Origin of the sequence: Aequorivita iocasae (genome assembly GCF_016757735.1) — a bacterium.
GTDB lineage: Bacteria > Bacteroidota > Bacteroidia > Flavobacteriales > Flavobacteriaceae > Aequorivita > Aequorivita iocasae.
Genome location: NZ_CP068439.1, coordinates 2,987,963 through 3,007,918 on the forward strand (window position 1 = coordinate 2,987,963; position 19,956 = coordinate 3,007,918).

Below are 19,956 nucleotides of genomic sequence, written 5' to 3' on the forward strand. Positions count from 1 at the left end.
CTCACAACGAAAAGCCTGAAATCTTGGAATATTTAAAACTCATCCGTTATCAAAATCTGTTGTTTTTAGCCCTAGTGCAGATTTTTATTAAATATGGTCTTTTCACTTCCTTTGGTGTTGAAACGACACTAAACAATTTTGGGTTTTCATTATTGGTAATGGCTACACTCTGCATTGCAGCAGCCGGAAATATTATTAACGATATTTACGATGTTGAAATTGACAAGGTCAATAAACCCAATAAGGTTTTAATCGGAAAAAAGATTTCCGAGCGAAACTCCAACCGACTTTTTATAATATTAAACATTATAGGCGTTGCTATAGGTTTTTATCTTTCAAACGTTATTGGGAAACCAGGCTTTGCGGCACTTTTTATAGGTATTTCTGCACTTCTTTACCTCTATGCCTCATATTTGAAGGGAATGCTGCTTATTGGAAATCTCTTGGTTTCCGCCTTAGTTGCTATGAGTCTTATAATTGTGGCGCTTTTTGATTTGCTTCCAATTATAACCCCGCAAAACCAAGCTGGACAATCGGCTGTTTTTAAAATACTTTTGCATTATGCATTGTTTGCCTTTTCCATAAATTTTATTCGTGAAATTGTAAAGGACCTACAAGACATTAACGGCGACAAAAAAGCTGGAATGAATACATTGCCCATTGCGTTAGGACGAAAAAGAACCATTACGATTGTTTTTGTTTTGGGAGTCTTAATCACTTTGGGGGTCGTGCTTTATATGTACGAACATTTGTATAGCCAACAAATTTTGCTGCTTTACTTTCTCTTTGCCATTGTTGCCCCACTGCTCTATTTTTGTATAAAAGCTTGGGATGCGAATACGCCAAAGGAATACGGATTGCTTTCAAAACTCTTAAAATTTATCATGTTTTTGGGAATATGCACTATTCCGTTGTATCGATTTATAACTTTATAGAAACAAGAATTCAGAAACCAGAAACTTAAAATGCTTCGCGAAAAACTGAAAAACTACAACATAATTCTCGCTTCCGGTTCGCCCAGAAGGCAAGCTTTTTTCAAGGAATTGAATTTAGACTATACCATCAAGGTAAAAGAAATTAAGGAAACCTATCCCAATCATTTAACTAGCTCACAAATAACTGATTATCTTTCACAACTTAAAGCATCAGTTTTTACAAATTTGAACGAAAATGATATTCTCATTACCAGCGACACCATTGTTTGGAAAGACGAAAAAGCGCTTGAAAAACCAAAAGATTTTGAAAATGCAAAAGCTATGCTTCAAAATTTGAGCGGGGAAATGCACGAGGTCATTACTTCGGTATGTTTTACATCCAAAGATTTTCAGATTACCGTAAACGATGTCACAAAAGTTTGGTTCAAGAAGCTTTCCGATGAAGAAATTGATTTCTACATAAAAAACTACAAACCTTTTGATAAAGCGGGAAGCTATGGTATTCAGGAGTGGATAGGATACATTGGCATCGAAAAAATTGAAGGTTGCTATTTCAACGTTATGGGACTTCCCACGCGACTTGTTTATAAAACGTTAACCCAGATTGCCAACCGTTGAATTTGTGTTATTTTTGAGCAAAATTCTTCTGATAATGAACCTTTTCAAATTCATCCCTCTTTTCGTTATTTTATACGTGATAAGCGGCTGCAATGCTTCCGAAGAAAAAAGTGATTCACAACCCATTTCAGCTAAAAAAGAAACCTCCAAAACCGCAACACCGCGTAACATTTCAAAAGAATTTAAAGAATATTGGTACAGCGGTACTGCAGAAATTACTTCGTATAGTCTAATGCAGGAGCGCTATGGCGAAATTCGTGAAGGAAGTGCAGTTAATATTTTTGTTACTGAAGATTTTCTGCCCGATGCACAGGTAAAGGCAAACAATGTTTCCGAAGAAAATATTTCTGTAATGAAATTGAACCAAATGAAGAATTTCAATACCGGCATCTATCCGTACTCAATAATGACGAGCACCTTCAGCCCAATTTCCGAAAAGGAACATCCGCTAAAAATCACGAACAGTGTACAAGAATGGTGCGGACAAGTGTATATGCAGCTTAACAACCGTGCAGAGTTTGAAATTGAAAGTCACTCCTATTTTCAAGGCGAAGCTGACCAAGAAATTTCTTTGCCAAAAACCTATTTGGAAAACGAGCTTTGGAACCTTATAAGAATTAACCCTGAAGAGTTGCCTACCGGCGATGTGATGATCATCCCTTCGTTTGAATATTTGAGGCTTAGGCACAAGGAAATTAAAGAGCATAATGCTTTCGCCAGTTTAAAACAAGGTGATTCCATAACCATTTATACCTTAAACTACCCTGATTTACAGCGGCAATTAATGCTCTTTTTCAACAGTACATTTCCTTATGAAATCGAAAAGTGGGAAGAAATTAACGCTGCAGACCAAAACGATACGCTGCGTTTAAAAACCACTGCCACAAAACTGAAAAGGATAAAAAGTGATTATTGGAAAAAAAATGCCAACGCACACTTAAACTTGCGGGATTCGCTGCAACTAAAATAAAAACATGAATATCCAAGAACACACCCTTCAACTTATAGAATCTGCCGTATTGATTCTGGTATTGCTATTTTTAAGGTTGATGCTCAAAAGAACCGTACGTAACTTTGCCAAAAAAATAGAACGGTTGGAGCACCGTACAGGTTTAATCATGAAACACGTGGACTTTGCTGTTTTCTTTCTGATGGTTTTGGGCCTCATCCTTATTTGGGGAGTGGATTTTAGAAATTTGGGACTGGTGATGTCGTCAGTTTTTGCGGTTATTGGAATTGCCTTTTTTGCGCAATGGTCAATACTCAGCAATGTTACAAGTGGTGTGATTATGTTTTTCACCTTTCCCTATAAAATTGGTGATTATATAAAAATACATGACAAAGAAATGCCCTGCGAAGGCATTATAGAAGACATTAAAACCTTTCACATTATTTTACACACAAAAGATAATGAAATAGTTACCTATCCTAACAGCATGATGCTCCAAAAAGGGGTAAGCATTGTAAAGGCCGAAGCGTTTCACGAACAGCAACATGAACTCGATAAAAATAAGGAAGGCCTTCCCCACGAATAATTTCACAAATAAGTATCTTTGAAGGGTTTTGAATAAATCAGCACTTAAATTTTATGCATAAACCATTTTTTTTCCGTCTTCTATTTTTATTTTTTTCGTTAGTCGCCGTTGCACAAGCGCCAAAAAAACCTACCGCTTCTGAAATTTACCACAACCTTCAAAAATTGAATTTTGTAGGCTCCGCACTTTATATCGCAGCACATCCTGATGATGAAAACACGCGGCTCATTTCCTATTTGGTTAACGATGTGCACGCAAATACTGCCTATCTTTCCATAACCCGTGGCGACGGCGGACAAAATCTAGTGGGTCCTGAGCTACGCGAACTTTTGGGCGTTATCCGAACGCAGGAACTTTTGGCAGCTCGAAAGACCGATGGTGGACAGCAATTTTTTACCCGAGCAAATGATTTTGGCTACAGCAAAAATCCAGATGAAACCTTTGAATTTTGGACCAAAAACGAAGTGTTGAGCGATGTGGTTATGACCATCCGAAAATTCAAACCGGATATTATTGTAAATCGTTTTGACCATCGCAGTCCCGGCAGCACACACGGCCATCACACAGCTTCGGCCATGTTGAGCTTGGAGGCTTTTGATATGGTTGACAATGCTTCAAAATTTCCAAAATCCGCTGCGGAATATGGGGTGTGGAAACCACAGCGACTATTTTTTAATACTTCGTGGTGGTTTTATGGAAGCCAAGAGAAATTTGAAAAGGCCGATAAGAAAAACCTCGTCTCTATTGAAACTGGCAACTATTTCCCAGCGCTCGGTCTTTCAAATGGTGAAATAGCCTCGTTGAGCCGCAGCATGCACAAATCGCAAGGCTTTGGCAGCACAGGCTCCCGTGGCACCGAAACGGAATACTTGGAACTGTTGAAAGGAAGCAAACCATCAGATAACGACCTTTTCGAAGGAATAAATACAACTTGGTCACGACTGGAAAATGGAAAGGAAATTGGGGCAATTTTGAATCCTTTGGAAGAAAGCTTTAATTTTAAAAATCCTTCGGAAATGTTACCCCAGCTTTTGAAAGCCTATCCATTGGTTTCAAATATAAAGGATGAACATTGGCGAAATATCAAGCTAAAGCAACTAAAACAACTAATTTTAGATTGTAGCGGCATTTTTATTGAAGCGGTTTCCAAAACAAATACAATCAATCCAGGAGAAAATTTTGAAGTAACTCTTGAAGCCGTAAACCGTGGAAATGCAGAAGTGGTTTTAAAATCGTGGAAAAATTCTGAAGGAAAAGAGCTTTGGAATTCTTCTGAAGTTCTTCCTTTTAATAATAAGAAAAACATTGAAATAACTGTTACTGCCGGAAATAACAATCCTCCCTACTCCTCACCCTATTGGCTCAATGAAAAGGGAAGCGTTGGAATGTACGCTGCACCCGAAGCCCTGATTGGACTGCCCGAAACGCCTGCTTTGGAAGAAATTACTTTTGAATTACAATTCGGGAATAGTACAATTCCATTCACGAAAAATATAATTTACAAATTCAACGACCCCGTAAAAGGCGAAGTGTACCGTCCGTTGGAGGTGTTGCCAGAAGTAACTGCTTCCATCCCCGACAAAGTCTTGATATTTGCAAGCGATGATGCAGAAAATGTTTCGGTAATTGTCCGCGCTGGAAAAGACGATATTTCAGGAAGCCTGAGTTTGCAACATCCCGAAGGCTGGAAAGTAACGCCAGCACAGCAAACATTCCAGCTTGAACGGAATGGTGAAACGAAAACCTTTAATTTTACGGTAACTCCGCCCAACGGTCAAAGTGAAGGTTTTTTAAAACCAATTATAAATGCCGACGGAAAAATATTTGACAGGGAATTGGTAACCATCGATTATGATCACATTCCATACCAAAGCGTGTTATTACCATCCGAAGCGAAAGTTGCCAAAATTGCCATTCAGAAAAAGGGGCAGAACATTGGCTACATTAACGGCGCAGGCGATGCTATTCCGGAAAGCTTGAAGCAAATTGGCTATTCAGTTACTACAATTGACCCTTCAAATATTACAACGGAAAACCTTCAAAGGTTTGATGCCATTGTTGTTGGAATTCGTGCCTACAACACCGTTCCCGAACTCGCTTTTGCACAAAATTACCTTAATAAATATGTGGAAAACGGCGGAACGCTTATCGTGCAGTACAATACCAGTCGCGGGTTGGTTACCGAAAACCTTGCGCCTTATGAACTGAAATTATCGCGCGATCGGGTTACCGATGAATTTTCAGAAGTAAAAATATTGGCGCCAGAAAATCCTATTTTAAATACACCCAACAAAATAACACAAAACGATTTTGAAGGCTGGGTACAGGAACGCGGCTTGTATTTTCCTAACGAATGGTCCAAAGAGTTTACCCCAATTTTAGGTATGAATGACAAAGGGGAAAGCCAAACAAAAGGCTCACTCCTTGTGGCCAAATACGGAAAAGGATATTATATTTATACGGGATTGAGCTTTTTCCGCGAACTTCCCGCTGGCGTTCCCGGAGCTTACCGATTGTTTGCCAATATGCTTTCAATCGGAAAATAATTTAAAAAAACGTGACCGAAGAAAAACAAAAATTTGTTTGGAAGTGGAAGTACACAGTTGTACTTCTGCTTAATGCTGTATATATCTATCTGTTTTATTTATTAATGCAAAACTTCGCCTAAATGCAGCAGATTGATTGGATTGTTTTAATCGGGACCCTTCTCTTTATCGTGCTTTACGGCACCTGGAAATCACGCCAGCAAAAGGACGTTGGTGATTATTTAAAAGGCGGAAACACAGCGCATTGGTGGACTATTGGGCTGAGTGTTATGGCTACCCAGGCCAGCGCCATCACCTTTCTATCCACCCCCGGACAAGCCTTTCACGACGGAATGGGCTTTGTACAATTCTATTTTGGATTGCCCATTGCGATGGTAATTATCTGTTTGGTTTTTATCCCGATTTATCATAAACTCAACGTTTACACTGCTTATGAATATTTAGAAAGCCGTTTCGACAAAAAAACACGGACACTTACTGCAATCCTATTTTTGATACAGCGTGGTTTAGCCTGCGGCATCACCATTTTTGCACCCTCCATCATACTTTCAGCTGTATTGGGTTGGAATTTAATTTATTTGAATATCATCATAGGTGTTCTTGTGATTATCTATACCGTGAGCGGCGGCACAAAGGCCGTGAGCGTTACCCAAAAACAGCAAATGGCTGTTATTTTCTTCGGAATGTTGATTGCTTTTCTTTTAATTCTCAATTATCTTCCACTTGATATTTCGTTTTCCAAAGCACTTGAAATTGCAGGTGCCAATGGCAAAATGGACATCCTCGATTTTTCTTTTGATTTTGATAACCGCTATACTTTTTGGAGCGGAATTATTGGCGGATCATTTCTGGCCCTCTCCTATTTTGGTACAGACCAAAGCCAAGTGCAGCGCTATCTTTCCGGAAGAAGCGTCAAGCAAAGCCAAATGGGCTTAATTATGAACGGCTTGCTAAAAGTACCAATGCAATTTTTCATATTGCTTGTGGGAATTATGGTTTTTGTTTTTTATCAATTCAACAGTTCCCCTTTGCACTTTAACCCAGCTGCGGTAAAAGATGTAAAAAAATCTGAATATGCAGGGGAATACAAAGCTTTGGAAGTACAAAAAGAAGCCATTGATAAAGAATTGGCAGCAACGCAAATAAGTTATTCCAAAGCGGAAAGCGATGCCGCCAAACAAACCTTGGCTCAAGAAATTAAATCTCTTAACAGCACCGAAAAACAGTTGCGGGAACGGTCGGTAGCCGTAATCAAAAAAGCAAATCCAAATGCGGAGACCAACGATAAGGATTACGTTTTTATCCACTTTATTCTCAACAACCTTCCGCGGGGGTTGATTGGTTTGCTCTTGGCCGTCATTTTGAGTGCTGCAATGTCCTCCACTGCTTCCGAATTAAATGCTTTGGGCAGCACAACGACCATTGATCTTTACAAACGTAACGTGCCGGGCAAACGTGAAAGGCATTATGTGGCTGCTTCGCGTGGGTTTACCCTTTTATGGGGAATTATTGCCATTGTTGTTGCCTGTACCGCAAATTTATTCGATAACCTTATTCAGCTTGTAAACATTATCGGTTCCATTTTCTACGGAAATGTTCTGGGTATATTTCTTCTCGCCTTTTTTATAAAATATGTACGCAGCAAAGCGGTTTTCATCGCAGCACTCATCACCCAGATAATCATTATCTATTTTTGGTATATAGACCTTATGCCTTATCTGTGGCTAAATTTGGTGGGTTGTGTTTTGGTAATGGCGATTGCGGTTTTGTTGCAGGTTTTATTGCCGAAAAATGACAATTCGGAAGAAATCATTTTAGAATAAGTGTAAAATCCACCATTGGATGTACGAATATTTAAGTAGAATTATTCGTGTATTCGTGGCAAAAATGCTTTATCTCCTAAATAACAACTTCGAAATACGATTGTTTCCCGAAGCAAAAGCAAGGCTATCATTTACAAACTCAATAGCAAAAAAACCTTCTTTTGAAAGTTGTTTCCAATTCTTTCCTCCATCGCCGCTAAAGGAAATTCCAGGTGAGCCGATTGCAACAATCCCCTGCCCTTCCGTTCCGGGAATAAATTTTACAGAAGATCGATACCCCGGTTCTTTTCCGTTGGAAATCAATTTCCACGTTTTACCGCCATTTTTGGTTATGGCTTTGTTTCCTTCATTAAATGATTTGTCTTCCCAATTTCCACCGAAAATGACTCCATGCCTTTCATCCCTAAAATCAATACTATAAATGCCCGTCATCGCTTTGCCCTGAACAATTGGCGTGTCAAAAACTTCCCAACTTTTTCCTTTATCGGCTGTGTGCATTACCCGCGATTTTCTTCCGCCCGTGGCTACCCAGGCATTATCGCCAAAAATGGCAATATTGCTATTACTTGCCGCAAAGGCAGCTTCGCCTTTTTCAACCTTGGGAAGGTTTTCGCACGGCAGTTTTTTCCAAGTATTTCCACCATCACGGGTTATGATTACAGACATACAATTTTCAAGGGGATCGCCAATAGCAATGCCTTCGTTTTCATTCCAAAATTTCATGGAATCGTAAAAAACATTCTCGCCTTTTTCGGTGTAAACTTCTTCAATATTTGTTGCTTCGGTACCGTTAAAGCCAATTTTATAAAGGACGGCCGGATTGGCAATACTCAAAACAAATACAGCTTCCTTTGTGGTTGCGATGGAACGAAAATGCAGCAACGAATCGCCGTATTTTATAATTGCCAATTTGGGAGTATCGCCATCAATCAACCCTACCTTGCCCTTATCTGCTGCAAACCAAACCCTATTTTCATCCAAGGGTTGAATGGCACGAATACTCAAACTATCAATAAAGACGGGCGTGATTTGAACAGAATTGATTTCAATTTCAGTTTTCTTTTCACAAGAAAAAAGTAGCACTGTGGCAAAGATGGCAATTACAAAACGCATAATTTTTTTTTCTTCAAAAGTAACCATTCTAAAATTCCAAATAACAAATTCCAAATCACAAATCACAATTGAGTACCAACTGTCAGTCTGAGCGCAGTCGAAGACCCCAATTTCAAATCACAATCGTAAATTGTATTTCGTATTTCCTCATTTCATATTTCCAATTTTACACGTATCTCCCATTTCGTATTTAGTAAATCAAAATTGTGATACCTTTGCAACCAATTAAACATAATAATGAAATTACACAGAAATTTAGTATTCGCAACCATAGATTCCCTTCACTTGATTTTTAACGAAAACAAGCAGGCAGACAAGGTTCTGAAAAATACTTTGAAACGCGATAAGCGCTGGGGTGCCCGCGACCGTGCTTTTATAGCCGAAACTACCTACGATATTGTACGCTGGAAACGTTTGTACGCCGAGATTGCCGAAGTTCGTGAACCCTTTGACCGTCCAAATCTTTTCAGGTTATTTACTGTTTGGGCAACCTTGAACGGAATTGCAATCCCACCATGGAAACAATTTGAAGACACCCCAACCCGCAGGATTAAGGGGAAGTTTGACGAACTTTCAAAAATCAGAAAATACCGCGAATCCATTCCCGATTGGTTAGATGAATTGGGGCAGAAAGAATTGGGCAAAAAGTGGGATAAGGAAATTGCTGCGCTAAACCAACAGGCCGATGTGGTCTTGCGCGTTAACACCCTAAAAACCACTGTTGAAAAACTTCAAAATGAATTGGCCGATCTCGAAATTGAAACCGAGATTTTAAAAGGATATCCCGATGCTTTAAAGTTGAAGGAGCGAGCAAACGTGTTCACCACCGATGCCTTTAAAAATGGCTTGTTTGAAGTGCAGGACGCCTCTTCACAGAAAGTGGCGGAAATGCTCGATCCTAAACCTGGAATGCGCGTAATAGATGCCTGTGCCGGAGCTGGCGGAAAAAGCCTCCACATTGCCACAATGATGGAAAACAAAGGGCAATTGATTGCAATGGACATCTATGAAAACAAGCTGAACGAGCTGAAACGCCGTGCAAGACGTAACGATATTTTTAATATTGAAACCCGCGTGATCGATTCTACGAAGGTGATAAAAAAATTAATCGATAAAGCCGATAAGGTTTTGATTGACGCGCCTTGCTCCGGATTGGGTGTTTTAAAGAGAAATCCCGATGCCAAATGGAAACTTCAACCTGAATTTCTGGACAACATTCGCGCAACACAAAAGGAATTGCTTAACAGTTACTCACGTATGGTAAAACCCGGCGGACAATTGGTTTATGCAACCTGCTCCATCCTTCCCTCGGAAAACGAGATGCAAGTAAAAGCATTTTTAGCGCGCGAGGAAGGAAAGGATTTTTCACTATTAAATGAAGAAAAAATAATGCCCAGCAAAAGCGGATTTGATGGATTTTATATTTCTTTGCTGCAAAAAAAAGATTAATATCAAAACACAATTAAAAAATGAACAAAATATTTACCCTATTTCTTTTATTAAGCCTACAAACCCTTTTTGCCCAACAGCCTTATTATGACGATGTTAATCTTTCCTTGACCGGACAAGACTTATATTTTGCGCTGCAACAAAAAATTGAAAATGCAAGCACATCCTTCAATTATGGCGATACGCGCGATTCCATGAAAATTACGGATGAAGATCCCGAAAACAATAACAATGTTTTATTGCTTTACGGGTATGATGATACTGGAAGCTGCACTACAGACCGAAGCCGTGACAAGGATGATTTTGGAGGTGGCAGTTGTCAATACAACCGTGAGCATACTTTTGCCCGATCAAACGCAAATCCTTCAATGGGAAATGTAGATAATGGAACTACAGGAATTGGCGCCGACCCACAAAATATTCGACCCACCGACCAACAAATGAACAACAACCGCGGAAGCAAAAAATTTGCTGCCGGATCTGGAAATGCCGGCAATGTGGGTAGCGGAAATTGGTTCCCTGGTGATGAGTGGAAAGGTGATGTGGCAAGAATAATGATGTATATGTACACCAGATATGGCGATCGTTGCAATCCCTCTTTAAATGGAACTGGGGCACTACAGGGCTCCACAGAAATGTTACAAATTTATTTACAATGGAATGCCGAAGATCCTGTTACAGATTTTGAAGACCAACGAAACCCCCATTTGGAAACCGTGTACGGAAATCGCAATCCTTTTATAGACAATCCATATTTGGCAACACTTATTTGGGGAGGCCCCGTGGCGGAAGATCGCTGGGGTTTAATGGGAACCGAAGAATTAATAGCTGAAAATATTTCAATATATCCAAACCCAACTTCTGAAATTATTTGGATTAAGGACAATACTTCTTTTTCAGTCGATCATTATTCAGTCTTTGATGTTTCAGGAAGACGAATATTGTTTAATACGTTCAATGCTTCTGAAAAGAAAGTAGATGTTTCTAATCTCAATAGCGGGGTTTATCTTTTGGAACTGGTTTCTTCAGAAAGAAAAATTACCAAAAAAATTATGGTGCAATAAATAAATTGAACACTATAGAAAGAGCGGGCAATGCCCGCTCTTTTCATTTTAGGATTATATCAACTTATAAATTTACTTTACAATAATTCGTGCCGTTTTAAACGACTTGGTGTTTTGGCCCCCTATTCTTACGAGATAAACCCCACTTGGCACTTCACCCATATCAAGTTTTGCTTTAAAGCAATCGCCCATCTTATCTAGCATCTTTACTTTAAGTTGTTGCCCTAGCATATTATAAATGGCCAAATAAGCCTTACCCTCATAGGCCGTTATAAAATTTACTTCAAAGTTCTTGTTGTTTTCTGAAGTAATTATCAAATCACCTTTGCTGATTGAAAAATCGTTTACGCCCAGCGTTCCAATATTTGCGGTGTAATCTTCGGTTTCCCCGAAATCAGTTTCTTCACAAGCATCTGCCGGTACAGGGCCATTCCAATTGGTCTTTGCGCGCATACGGTGTGGACCAGTAGCTGCTCCTGCTGGCACAACCAAGTCCATGGTTACTGTATAGGTTCCCTGACCTTGACCGGAAGCAATCTCTACATTGTCAACCACCACTTCGTTAGGAGAAAATGTGGAATCATCATTAAAATCAATCCAAACTTTCACAAATTGATCGCCATACCCTGTGGTTACTGTCAGTTCATTTGTACTGTCTGGAGCTAAGTTAGCAACCAGGTTTGTGAAATCGCCATAACCCTCGCAAGCTGATGCATTATTTATTTCGGCCACTGCGAATAACTGAAACCCATCTCCAACAGAACAATCAATTACAGGCTGGCATAAAATGTTTTCTACATCAGTTGTAACGGAGTCATTGGCTGCATTGAGATCACTCGCTAAAGCAGTTGAAACGGTTACGGTATAAACTCCCAATGCTGTAAAATCAGCAGTTTGTGTAAAGCTATAGCTCACCTCTTCCTCGGAATCAATTGGGCCTGCAAAAGTCTCAATTACAGGTGCACCACCATTGATGACATATTGTATATCAAAGTTTGACTGCGTATTGGCTCCAAAGTTTTTTATTGTTGCCGTGATAGTTTCGTTACCCAAACCAGAACTCGAAACTGGCGCTGTTATTTCTATTGCTCCCACGTCATTTGTCAAAAGATGGGTAACTTCTTTTGTGAATTGATCATTCGCAGGAAACTCATCTCCAGAGAGGTTTGATTTTACTTGAATGGTGTATGTTTGCCCAGAGTTTGACAAGTCAACTGTTTGCGAAAAAGTATAGTTTGCGGTAGCACCTGCCGCTATGCTACCAGAAAAGGTTTCCGTTGCTATTAAATTTCCATCCACACGTAGTTCCAAAGGAATATTTGCTTGGGTCGCAGTTCCGAAATTACGAATGCTTACCGCCACTGTTTCAGCATTTGTTAGAATTCCGTTTTCGGGTTGAATTAGCGCATTGACACCTACGTCATTGGCAAAACCTCCAGATAAGGTAAATGCAGCAATTTGTGTTCTCCAGTTATTGTCCGAAGAAAAATATTCTGCAGTATGCCAAAACGTAAAGTTGTTAGGATCTAAAGTTAAATGGGAATAGTCACCAAACCTATTGGTGAAAGTCTGAACACCCGCACCGGGAACAATTTCAGTTTCGGCCACCGTCATTTGACCCAATGGATCCCCATCAAATCTACCCGTGTACCGTATTCCCGCTTTTAGGGTGCCACTAGCTATGTTAAAGGCAAGGCCAATATTTCCTGCAGCGTCCATTCCCGCACTTCCCATAAAGCGACTGTTTCCATCGGCAGGTGCATAAGTGCCTTCCTGAAATATGGACCAAGGGTTTGAGGCATCATTCCGAAGTTCAATCCAGCGAATACCCGATGTGTCATTGCCATCAATATCGGTATTAAAGGTTATTACCCAGCTATTGTGATCGGCAAAGCTTCTGTAGTTTGGCGCATAAGAAATAACACCGCCAATCATATCAATTTTTTGGCTAGTACCAGGCTGTTGTACATCACCTGTTCCAAATGGTGCAAATACTGAATTAAATGGCGCAGTGGGTATTTCTAAGGGAGCAGAAATTGTAGAGTTGCTTGTTGTAACCCAATCCAGTTCAATTTCCCATACTTTTAAATGATCAAAAGTAACCCCCGACCATCCATCATCCTGAAGGTAAGTTACATATCCAGGAACATCGGCGGGATAATTTGTCCCCAATAGGTTTGCTGGCTCCGGACTTAAAACCGTATTGGTATTCTGGGTTGCGCCAGGAAGTGGGAAGCCCACAATCTTTGGGCTGGCGCCACCTGCCAGCATTACATCTCTTTCTACCGCATAAACCTTATTTGTGGTTCCAATATTGGCAGTAAGGTAATACGCGTCGTGCCATACGCTATAATGAGGATAATCCGGAAAACTCCCGAAAGTATACTGATACACATTATAGGCGCCTGTGGGGTCATTGGTTTCAGAAACACCTATGGCTAGCGAATTATTCAACGAACCAAATTGACTCACAAACCATCGATCTGCCAGTTGATCATAAAGCACAATGGGATCTCCGGAATTTGTGCCAATGCCTAAAAATGTTCCCAAAGCAACAGGACCAACAACAAGGTTACCAGTTTTATCAAAAATCTTTACGATCGAATTAACAGCGTGAACGTAATGGTTTGGTCCCACTGCTCCTGTAGGATCGGGCGGAACAAAACCCGACTCGGAGGAAGAGGCACCAATAAAATTTTGTTCAATTGCCCTAGTCTGGATATTTCCCAAGTTCTTTTGAACTGTTTGGTCTATACCTAAAGGCAAGGCATTTTCATTAACTTGTTCATGGTAGCGCGAACCGTTTTGTACAATACGGATTTCCTTAACGGTTTGGTCAAAGTTTTCTTCTTGAAGGGCAAAATCCCTTAAAGGGATTGTTTTCTTAATAAAAGTGCCTACAATAACCTCATCCGGCGGAAAAGTTTCCTGAGAGTATGCTCCCAATCCAAACAGCATACAGGTTACAATTAGTAATTTTTTTAGTTTCATGGTATGTATTTAAAAAATTGATGATGAAAGGTAAGACATATTACTTAAAATTTAATTGTTAATAACCAGAAGTTTACTATAAAATGATAACTCAGAAATCTTACATTTTTATGTGATTAAAAATCCTTCAAATTTGGTTATCTTTGAACCTTCTAAAACACCAAATATTCAATAGGATGATTCACTTTTTTGGCAACGTTCAAAACACTGTTTTTGCAGTCCAAACCCACGGAAATATTTCAGAAGAAAACACTAAAAAGTTGGAGTGGCTTTTCGGCAACCAACCTAAAATTGCAAAATCCGTCCTGTCCCCAAACGCGACGGATTTTTTTGTGGGGCCTCGTGCCGCAATGGTTACTCCGTGGAGTACCAATGCCGTGGAAATTACGCAAAATATGGGGATTGAGGGAATCATTCGTATCGAGGAGTTTCACAGCAATAAGGTTGAAAAAGGAACTTTTGATCCTATGCTTTCGCAGAAATTTAGCCAATTGGATCAGGATATTTTCGATATCCACATCAAACCAGAGCCTATTTTGGAAATTGATGATATTTCAGAATATAACCAAAAAGAAGGGTTGGCCCTAAATGCCGAGGAGGTTGAATACCTTGAAAATCTTTCAAAAAAACTAGACAGAAAACTTACCGATAGTGAAGTTTTTGGTTTCAGTCAAGTAAACAGTGAACATTGCCGCCATAAAATCTTTAACGGAACTTTTGAGATAGACGGTAAGGAAATGCCCTCCTCCCTATTCAAATTAATTAAAAAAACATCTGCCGAAAATCCGAACGACATTGTTTCGGCCTATAAAGACAACGTCGCTTTTATAAAAGGCCCAAAAGTGAAACAATGGTCGCCCAAAAGTGGCGACAAACCCGATTGGTACGAGGAAAAAGATTTTGAAAGTGTGATTTCCCTAAAAGCGGAAACCCACAACTTCCCAACAACCGTAGAGCCTTTTAACGGTGCGGCCACCGGAAGCGGTGGTGAAATTCGCGACCGATTGGCTGGTGGAAAAGGATCTTTGCCCTTAGCGGGAACGGCCGTATATATGACTTCATATTCACGATTGAATGAGGAAAGACCTTGGGAAAAAGGAATGAAAGAACGCGATTGGCTTTACCAAACGCCATTGGATATATTGATAAAAGCCAGTAATGGCGCTTCCGATTTCGGAAATAAATTCGGACAACCCTTAATTGCAGGTTCGGTGCTCACTTTTGAACATGATGAAAAACAGGATGTCACCCTGAGCGCAGTCGAAGGGTCTCGCAAGTTAGGATATGACAAAGTAATCATGCTCGCGGGCGGAATTGGCTACGGAAAAGCAAATCAAGCCATAAAAGGCAAACCCCAGGAAGGCAATAAAATTGTAGTCCTTGGGGGTGATAACTACCGCATCGGAATGGGTGGCGCCGCCGTTTCTTCCGCAGATACGGGAGAATTTCACAGCGGAATTGAATTGAACGCAATACAAAGAAGTAACCCCGAAATGCAAAAACGTGCCGCAAACGCCATCCGCGCCATGGTGGAAAGTGATGAAAATCCAATCGTTTCCATTCACGATCACGGCGCTGGCGGACACCTAAATTGCTTGAGCGAATTGGTGGAAGACACTGGCGGAAAAATTGATTTGGACAAACTCCCTATTGGCGACCCTACCCTTTCCGCAAAGGAAATTATGGGCAATGAAAGCCAAGAGCGCATGGGCTTGATAATTGGTGAGGAAAACATCCAGAAACTGAAGAAAGTTGCAGATCGCGAGCGTTCCCCAATGTATGAAGTGGGGAAAGTTACGGGCGACCAACGTTTCTGTTTCGAAAACGAAAATGGCGAAAAACCTATGGATTTCGCTTTGGAGGATATGTTCGGCAGTTCTCCAAAAACCATAATGAAAGACAAAACCGTAAACAGAAATTATAAAAATGCTGATTACGAAGTTTCGAAAATAAAAGATTACGTTGAACAAGTGCTTCAATTGGAAGCCGTGGCATGTAAGGACTGGCTTACCAACAAAGTAGACCGTTGCGTTACGGGGCGCGTTGCCAAACAACAAACTGCCGGGCCACTACAACTTCCGTTGAATAACTGCGGCGTAATGGCGTTGGATTACCACGGAAAAGAAGGTGTAGCCACGAGTATCGGTCATTCGCCATTGACAGCTTTAATTGACCCTGCCGCAGGTTCGCGCAATGCAATTACTGAAGCTTTGACCAATATTGTTTGGGCGCCGTTGAAAGATGGTTTAAAAAGTGTTTCGCTCTCCGCCAACTGGATGTGGCCCTGCAACAACGAAGGTGAAGATGCGCGTTTGTATGAGGCCGTAAAAGCAGTTTCAGACTTTGCAATTGATCTCGGAATCAATGTTCCCACAGGGAAAGATTCACTTTCGATGAAGCAGAAATACAAAGATGGCGAAGTAATTTCTCCTGGAACCGTGATTATTTCGGCGGCGGGAAATTGCAATGATATTAAAAAAGTTGTGGAGCCAGTTCTACAAAGAAATGGCGGCAGCATTTACTACATAAATATTTCACAGGACGATTTTAAATTGGGCGGTTCTTCCTTTGGGCAGATTTTAAATGCCATCGGAAATGAAGCCCCTACCGTGAAAAGTGCGGAATATGTAAAAACGGTTTTCAACACGCTGCAGGAATTAATTCGCGATGAAAAAATCCTTGCCGGGCACGATGTGGCCTCGGGTGGATTGATTACAACCTTACTGGAAATATGTTTTGCGGATGTGAATTTGGGAGCAGATTTGGATCTTTCAGGTTTGGGTGAAACTGATTTGGTGAAAGTATTATTTTCTGAAAACTGTGGGGTTGTAATTCAAGCTTCGGAAGATGCTTCGGTTGAAAAAATGCTCGCTGAAAATAATATTGATTTCAAAAAAATTGGAAGGGTTTCCGAAAACGAAACGCTTTCAATAAATAATAATTCAGAAAAATTACAATTCAGCATTTCAGAAATGCGCGATGTTTGGTATAAAACTTCATATTTGCTGGACAGAAACCAGAGTGGTGAAACACTTGCAAAAGAGCGTTTCAACAATTATAAAAATCAACCGCTGAAGTTTGTGTTTCCAAAGGAATTTAATGGAAGCCTCCCTGTCAGTTCGAGCGCAGTCGAGAACGCTACATTGAGACCTAAAGCAGCAGTTATCCGCGAAAAGGGTAGCAACAGCGAACGCGAGATGGCTTATATGATGCACCTTGCAGGTTTTGACGTTAAGGATGTGCACATGACCGACCTGATTGAAGGCCGTGAGGATTTGGAAGATATAAAACTGCTCGTTGCAGTTGGTGGTTTCAGCAATAGCGATGTGTTGGGAAGTGCCAAAGGTTGGGCGGGTTCGTTTTTGTATAACGAAAAGTCGAACACGGCTTTAAAGAATTTCTTTGCAAAGGAAGATACACTTTCCCTGGGCGTTTGCAACGGTTGCCAACTTTTTGTGGAACTCGGTCTTTTAAATCCTGAAGATGACGAAAAACCAAAAATGCTCCACAACGATACCGGAAAGTTTGAATGTGTGTTTACCTCTGTAAAAATTCAAGAGAACAATTCCGTGATGCTTTCCAGCTTTGCGGGAAGTACGTTGGGAATTTGGTCTGCGCACGGTGAAGGAAAATTCAGTTTTCCAAAAGCCGAAAGCCACTATAATATTGTTGCAAAATACGGCTACGATGCGTTACCTGCAAACCCAAACGGCAGCGATTTCAACACCGCAATGATAACAGATAAAACTGGTCGCCACTTAGTAATGATGCCGCATTTGGAGCGTTCTACTTTTCCTTGGAACTGGGCGTATTACCCAAAAGACAGAAAGAATGATGCGGTTTCACCGTGGGTCGAGGCCCTTGTGAATGCGCGAAAGTGGATTGAAAAAGCAAAATAAACCCGATTGGATTTTTGGATGTTTGGATTGTTTGATTTGGTTAACCGTCATTGCGAAGGAGCAACCAAAGAAGCCACTGCCTGTACTGAACTTGGCGAAGTGAAGCAGTCTGTGGTGTAGTTCTAATCATGATAACAAATAATCTCATGAGATTGCCACGCCTACCGGTCGCGCAATGACGGTTTTGCACATCATTGGAAACGTCATTGCAAAGGAGCGACCATAGGGGATGGACATAATAACAAGCCTCCTCCACCCCGTCCCGAATGTAAAAAATAAGTAAACAATGATGACAATTCCTCACCTGTTACGATGGTTTATAAAGCGAATCCTTAAACCATACCCTATGAAAACAAGAATATTACTTTTGTCCTTATTCCTTTCCCTTGCCTTAACAACAAACGCCCAAGATGGCACGTATGACCCCTCCTTTAACCAAGGTTCAGGTTTCTCCGGTTTTGTGTATGTCATAAAGGTTTTACCCAACCAGAAAATAATGGCAGGTGGTGAGTTTAGCCTATACAATAATACACCCGTCTCCAATCTTGTGCGTTTGAACAATGATGGTACCTTGGATGACACCTTTGTTACCGGCACTGGATTCAATAACGATGTGTACGCCATGGCCGTGCAAGCTGATGGAAAAATAATTGTTGCGGGACAGTTTACGGAATACAATGGCCAACCTGTCCAAAGGGTAGTCCGACTGCTGGCTGACGGAACCTTGGATACCGACTTTAATACCGCCAATGCCGCCGATGATAGCGTGTATGGAATTTTGCTGCAGCCCGATGGAAAAATAATTCTCTATGGCTATTTTGAGGCATACAATTCACAACTCTACAAAGGTATTGTACGTTTGAATACGGATGGCAGCATAGACACCTCCTTTAACACGGGCACCGGCACAGATAATGAAGTTTTGGCAGCGGTACTTCAAGACGATGGAAAGGTGGTCATCGGAGGGTATTTTACCCAATACAATGGAATCCAGCAGAACCGTATTGCCCGCATCAACCCGAATGGCTCCTTAGATACTTCCTTTAATACCGGAACAGGCGCCGACGAGGAAATCCGTGCGCTCGGCCTACAATCTGACGGAAAGCTTTTGGTAGGAGGTTTCCTTAATACCTTTAATGGTACAGCGGTGCCACGCATTGCACGTCTTCAGCCCGATGGCAGCTTGGACGCTACCTTTAATCCCGGCAGCGGTACCCAAGGCATCATCTATAACTTCCTGATGCTGGAAGGCGATTACAGTTTTGCCACGGGAAGTTTTCCCTCCTATGATGGCACGGCTTACAGTGGGATAGTTCGCCTGTCCCCCGATGGAAGTGTGGACAGCTCATTTGATCCCGGCACAGGCCTATCAGGCTCCATGCAGATAGGGGTTACCACTGCCTTGCAGGCAGATGGAAAATTGCTTACTGGCGGACTCTTTACCGCATATGATAACAATAGTGTAGGCAGTATTGTACGAATTTCCAATAGTATGCTTGGCACACCAACAGATATTTCACAGGAAACCAATATTGTGCTCTATCCCATTCCCGTAACAGACGTACTCCAAATAGAAAATAATACCCACCTCCCGCTACAGTCGGTCACCGTTTATGATATAACAGGAAGAAAGGTGTTTAGTAAGGCCCTGGGCAAGACGGCATCTTCCGGCATTGATCTTTCAACCTTAACAGCCGGAAGCTATCTGTGCAGTATTACCGATGGAAATAGAGTTTGGAACAAGCATTTCATCAAGGAATAAAATACATGTTATTCTCAAAAAACCCATCGGTTTATGCCACTTCCACCTTGGGGAATTATCGTCCCACAACTTACATCATACCTAGAAAAATCCGTGGCCAGTGGCATAACCTTTAGGGGGCAGCCAACTCCCGTATTATTTCACTATTCAAACATCAGTTCCTACCCTCACTCCCATCATTATGGCAGGTAGCTTGCTGGGTTTACTTTTGCTCTGGTTTC

The 19,956-nt window shown here is 41.0% G+C and carries 12 protein-coding genes; 10 read left to right on the plus strand and 2 right to left on the minus strand.

Annotated elements, in window-relative coordinates:
- Window positions 1-23: 23 nt before the first annotated feature.
- The 6 genes from JK629_RS13765 (at window position 24) to JK629_RS13790 (ending at window position 7,457) form a co-directional block, all read left to right on the plus strand.
- Complete coding sequence (locus JK629_RS13765; RefSeq protein WP_202336181.1) at window positions 24-935, plus strand: geranylgeranylglycerol-phosphate geranylgeranyltransferase; 912 nt, start codon at window positions 24-26, stop codon at window positions 933-935.
- Between the two features lie 30 nt (window positions 936-965).
- Window positions 966-1,553, plus strand: a complete 588-nt coding sequence (locus tag JK629_RS13770) for a Maf-like protein (RefSeq protein ID WP_202336182.1) — start codon at window positions 966-968, stop codon at window positions 1,551-1,553.
- Between the two features lie 34 nt (window positions 1,554-1,587).
- Complete coding sequence (locus tag JK629_RS13775; protein ID WP_202336183.1) at window positions 1,588-2,523, plus strand: septum formation inhibitor Maf; 936 nt, start codon at window positions 1,588-1,590, stop codon at window positions 2,521-2,523.
- 4 nt (window positions 2,524-2,527) lie between these two features.
- Window positions 2,528-3,088 (plus strand): mechanosensitive ion channel domain-containing protein, encoded by a 561-nt coding sequence (locus tag JK629_RS13780; RefSeq protein WP_202336184.1) that lies wholly within the window; start codon window positions 2,528-2,530, stop codon window positions 3,086-3,088.
- 53 nt (window positions 3,089-3,141) lie between these two features.
- Window positions 3,142-5,634 (plus strand): PIG-L family deacetylase, encoded by a 2,493-nt coding sequence (locus tag JK629_RS13785; protein ID WP_202336185.1) that lies wholly within the window; start codon window positions 3,142-3,144, stop codon window positions 5,632-5,634.
- A 122-nt stretch (window positions 5,635-5,756) separates the two neighbouring features.
- Window positions 5,757-7,457: a sodium:solute symporter gene (locus JK629_RS13790; protein WP_202336186.1), complete on the plus strand. Its 1,701-nt coding sequence runs from the start codon at window positions 5,757-5,759 to the stop codon at window positions 7,455-7,457.
- A 69-nt stretch (window positions 7,458-7,526) separates the two neighbouring features.
- Here the strand turns inward: JK629_RS13790 and JK629_RS13795 are convergent, their stop codons facing one another.
- Window positions 7,527-8,570, minus strand: a complete 1,044-nt coding sequence (locus tag JK629_RS13795) for a WD40/YVTN/BNR-like repeat-containing protein (RefSeq protein ID WP_202336187.1) — start codon at window positions 8,568-8,570, stop codon at window positions 7,527-7,529.
- Window positions 8,571-8,807: 237 nt separating this feature from the next.
- On the opposite strand from JK629_RS13795, the gene JK629_RS13800 reads away from it, so the two are divergent.
- The gene (locus JK629_RS13800; RefSeq protein WP_202336188.1) at window positions 8,808-10,019 is read left to right on the plus strand and encodes an RsmB/NOP family class I SAM-dependent RNA methyltransferase; all 1,212 of its coding nucleotides are present in this window, start codon (window positions 8,808-8,810) and stop codon (window positions 10,017-10,019) included.
- Window positions 10,020-10,039: 20 nt separating this feature from the next.
- Window positions 10,040-11,083, plus strand: a complete 1,044-nt coding sequence (locus JK629_RS13805) for an endonuclease (protein WP_202336189.1) — start codon at window positions 10,040-10,042, stop codon at window positions 11,081-11,083.
- 72 nt (window positions 11,084-11,155) lie between these two features.
- Here JK629_RS13805 and JK629_RS13810 read toward each other — a convergent pair whose 3' ends face one another.
- The gene (locus tag JK629_RS13810) at window positions 11,156-14,074 is read right to left on the minus strand and encodes a GEVED domain-containing protein (protein WP_202336190.1); all 2,919 of its coding nucleotides are present in this window, start codon (window positions 14,072-14,074) and stop codon (window positions 11,156-11,158) included.
- A 176-nt stretch (window positions 14,075-14,250) separates the two neighbouring features.
- Between JK629_RS13810 and purL the strand changes: the two genes are divergently transcribed.
- Window positions 14,251-17,973: a phosphoribosylformylglycinamidine synthase gene (gene purL / locus JK629_RS13815; protein WP_202336191.1), complete on the plus strand. Its 3,723-nt coding sequence runs from the start codon at window positions 14,251-14,253 to the stop codon at window positions 17,971-17,973.
- A gap of 346 nt (window positions 17,974-18,319) precedes the next feature.
- Window positions 18,320-19,735, plus strand: a complete 1,416-nt coding sequence (locus tag JK629_RS13820; RefSeq protein ID WP_202336192.1) for a T9SS type A sorting domain-containing protein — start codon at window positions 18,320-18,322, stop codon at window positions 19,733-19,735.
- Window positions 19,736-19,956 lie beyond the last annotated feature (221 nt).